5 protein-coding genes are annotated in these 3,686 nt (G+C 67.4%); all 5 read right to left on the bottom strand.

What is annotated here, in order from left to right:
- Nucleotides 1–477, bottom strand: a 477-nt coding sequence (locus tag AC1DU6_RS23400) for a flavodoxin-dependent (E)-4-hydroxy-3-methylbut-2-enyl-diphosphate synthase (RefSeq protein ID WP_477859972.1), incomplete at its 3' end; no start/stop codon positions are given.
- Nucleotides 477–1,367 carry a helix-turn-helix domain-containing protein gene (locus AC1DU6_RS23395; protein WP_477859970.1) on the bottom strand — a complete coding sequence of 297 codons (891 nt, stop codon included), beginning with the start codon at nucleotides 1,365–1,367 and terminating at the stop codon, nucleotides 477–479. The genes AC1DU6_RS23395 and AC1DU6_RS23400, both read right to left, overlap by 1 nt.
- A gap of 33 nt (nucleotides 1,368–1,400) precedes the next feature.
- Nucleotides 1,401–2,183, bottom strand: a complete 783-nt coding sequence (gene pilW, locus AC1DU6_RS23390; protein ID WP_457391783.1) for a type IV pilus biogenesis/stability protein PilW — start codon at nucleotides 2,181–2,183, stop codon at nucleotides 1,401–1,403.
- Nucleotides 2,184–2,212: 29 nt separating this feature from the next.
- The gene (gene rlmN, locus AC1DU6_RS23385) at nucleotides 2,213–3,322 is read right to left on the bottom strand and encodes a dual-specificity RNA methyltransferase RlmN (RefSeq protein ID WP_457324718.1); all 1,110 of its coding nucleotides are present in this window, start codon (nucleotides 3,320–3,322) and stop codon (nucleotides 2,213–2,215) included.
- A gap of 128 nt (nucleotides 3,323–3,450) precedes the next feature.
- The coding region (locus AC1DU6_RS23380) for a nucleoside-diphosphate kinase (protein ID WP_477859968.1) at nucleotides 3,451–3,686 on the bottom strand (236 nt) is incomplete at its 5' end.

Below are 3,686 nucleotides of genomic sequence, written 5' to 3'. Positions count from 1 at the left end.
GCCCCAGTTGACGCCGATGCGCACGACCTTGTCGTACTTGGCAGCAGCCTCGACCATCATGGCGAACTGGCGGTCCTTCTTGTCGCCCTTGCCCACATTGCCGGGGTTGATGCGGTACTTGGACAGAGCCTGGGCCATCGCCGGGTGCTCGGTCAGCAGGCGGTGGCCGTTGTAGTGGAAGTCGCCCACCAGCGGCACGTCGATGCCCATGCGATCGAGCTGCTCGCGGATGTAGGGCAYGGCGTCGGCCGCCTCGGGCGTGTTGACGGTGATGCGCACCATCTCCGAGCCGGCAATCGCCAGCTCCTTGACCTGGATGGCCGTGCCGATGGCGTCCACCGTGTCGGTGTTGGTCATGGACTGCACGCGCACCGGTGCCTCACCGCCGAMCGTGACGACACGGCTGCCCCAGACCACGCGGGCCTGGCGGCTCCTGCGCGGCGCAGGTGCGGCCTCGGGGATGATCCATTCGCTCATCATTTCAACTCCAGTCGAGCGATGTTGTCCTTGGCTAGCGGCGCCAGGTCGACGGCGGCACCGCGCCATTCGACCTGGGTGCCGCGCACATTGCCAATGCGCAGCTTGTAGGGCGCGGCGCCCGTGAACTCCTGCTGTTCGCCCGCACGCAGCACCCGCGACAGCAGCGGCTGGCCCTTGGCGTCGGCAACCTCGATCCACGTATCGGCCGTCGCCGTCACGCGCAGCGCGCTGCCGGGCGAAGCGGTGACCGTCGTCTTCACCGGCGGCGCAGAGGCGGGCATGGCGGCGGGCGGCGGTGCAACATCACGCACCTGCAGCGGCGCAGATGCCACAGGTTCTGGCAACGTCGTTGCTGGTTCGGAGGCGGAGGGTGCGGGCACGAATTCGACGACCGGCGCGCTCGCCGTGACAACGGTGCCGGACGCCGCTGGAGCCACCACACTGGCGCCGCGTTCGGGCAACCAGCCCGCTGGGATCCAGTAGATGGCTGCCGCAGCGACCAGCAGCAGCACCGGTCCCCAGATGACGGGCCTCGTCGCCAGGCCTAGCACGCCGCCGTCAATGGGGCCGGCACYGCGCTCACGGAAGGGCTGGTTGAGCCCAGGGCGCACGTCGAACTCGCGATCGCGCGTGCGCGGCAGCAGCGCCAGCACCGGTGCCGGGTCCACCTTGAGCGCCCGGCACATGGCCGTGGCCAGCGCGCGGGCAAAGGTGGCGTCGGGCAGCTCGTCGAAACGKTCGGCCTCCAGGGCCTCGAGCTTGGCCTGCGGCACCTTGAGCATGACCGCCAGGGCGGCGATGTGCAGGCCGCGCTGCTGGCGCGCGTTCCTGAGCCAGGCGCCCGCGGTGGCGGCCTGGCTGGCGAGTCCCTCGGTGGTGGGTTCCATCGTCTCGTTCTTGCTGTGCGCCGCAGTCACGGCTTATTCGTCGTAACGGCCGGCGTCCAGGGACTGGGTCTCCGGGGCCTGGGGGTATTTGCGGCGCATTTGCATGGCCAGATCGTCGACCGTGCCGCTGTTGCCGAGCTTGCGCTCGATGCGCAACTGCAGCCACAGGCTCTGGGCATTGACTTGCTCGGGCTGACTGTTGACACGCTTCACATAGAAACGGGCACGCTCCAGCTCGCGGTTGCGAAACAGCACATCGGACAGATTCATGGCGACAGCCGGGCTGCCGGGGTCCAGCTCGAAGGCGCGCGCCAGCGTCTTCTCGGCGACCAGCATGCGGCCCGAACGGGCCTCGCAGACGCCCTTGGCGAGCAGGGTGCGGGCCGGCGCGCGATAAGTGGACTGGGCCAGGGCCTGGTCGAACAGTGAGTCCGCCGTCGGCCAGCGCTGCTGCTGGCACATGAACCAGCCGTAGTTGTGCAGCGTGTCGGGATCGTTGGGATAGACGACCAGGGCGCGGCGGAAGGCCTCCTCAGCAAGCTGGTGCTCGCCCATGGCGGCGTAGATGAGGCCGCGCAGGTTGACGGCTTCACGCATGTCGGGCTTGAGCTGCAGCGCCATCTTGAGCTCGTCCAGGGCCGTGTTGAACTGGCCGCGCGAGAAATAGCCCTGGGCCAGTTCGAGCCGGATCGCGGCGCGGCGGTCGCCGTCGGTCTGGTCCGAGTCGGTCTTGATCTCGCGGTCGGCGCTGGGCGCGGTGGTACCGGCGCAGGCAGCAAGGAGGGCGGTGGCCAGAACGATCAACAGTCGCTTCATCAATTCCTCGAAGGTGGCACCAGGGGGCATCAGGTGGATTTGGCCACCGTGACGGGTGCCCTGACCATGCGGATATGCGCGCGGGTGCGGTCCTGCACCTCGCCGGCCAGCTGGCCGCAGGCGGCGTCGATGTCGTCGCCGCGCGTCTTGCGCACCGTCGTCACGATACCTGCCTGGATCAGCACCTCGGCAAAGGCCTGCACGCGCGCATTCGTGCTGCGCGTGAGGCCCGAGGCCGGGAAGGGGTTGAAGGGGATCAGGTTGATCTTGCAGTTGACCTTGTTCCTCAACAGCCTGACCAGCTCATGGGCCTGCTCGGGCGAATCGTTCACCTCCTGCAACATGCAGTACTCGAAGGTGATGAAGTCGCGCGGCGCCTTCTCGAGGTAGCGGTTGCAGGCGTCCAGCAACTCGGCGATGGGGTATTTCTTGTTCAGCGGCACGAGCTGGTCGCGCAGCGGATCGGTCGGCGCGTGCAGGCTGACGGCCATGGCCACCGGGCAGTCCTCGCGCAACCGGTCGATCATGGGCACGACGCCCGAAGTCGACACGGTGACGCGGCGGCGGCTCAGGCCATAGCCATGGTCGTCCAGCATGGTCTTGAGCGCCGGCACGAGCTGGTCATAGTTCTGCAGCGGCTCGCCCATGCCCATCATGACGACGTTGGAGATCACGCGCTCCGCCGTGTTGAGGCGTTTGCGCAGGTTGTGCTCGGCAAACCAGAGCTGGGCCGTGATCTCGGCGGTCGTCAGGTTGCGGCTGAAGCCCTGATGGCCCGTCGAGCAGAAGCGGCAGCCGACCGCGCAGCCGGCCTGGCTGGAGATGCACAGCGTGCCGCGATCATCCTCAGGAATGAAGACGGCCTCGACGGCATTGCCGGCACCGACATCGAACAGCCACTTGATGGTGCCATCCGTCGAGACATGCTCGGAGATGACCGGCAGCGCCGCGATGTGGGCACGGCCCTTGAGCTTCTCGCGCAGGGACTTGGCGAGGTCGGACATCTGGTCGAAGTCCGACGCGCCCTTCTGGTGGACCCAGCGGAACAGCTGGGTCGCACGGAATTTCTTTTCGCCCAGTTGCTCGCAGTAGGCGGCCAGGCCTGGGAGATCGAATCCGAGCAGGTTGACCGTATCCATTGCAAACCTCCAAGCGCCCCACCGTCGCCGGCTAGTGTCTTACTTAGCGACTGCAGCGGAACTGGCTTTGCCAGGCCGCTAGCAGTGCCCCTTGAGGGGCCGGCGTCAGCCGGTAGGGGTGGGCTTGATCAGCGACCGGCGTAGACGTTCATGCCGGGGAAGAAGAAGGCCACTTCGACAGCGGCCGTTTCGGCGGCGTCGGAGCCGTGCACGGCGTTGGCGTYGATGCTGTCGGCGAAGTCGGCGCGGATGGTGCCCTTCTCGGCCTTCTTGGGATCGGTGGCGCCCATCAGGTCACGGTTCTTCAGGATGGCGCCTTCGCCTTGCAGGGCCTGGATCATGACCGGGCCGGAGATCATGAAGC

Source organism: Roseateles sp. P5_B10, assembly GCF_056400485.1.
Note: the sequence above shows the minus strand (reverse complement) of the source record. Positions and strands in the feature narration are given on the sequence as shown.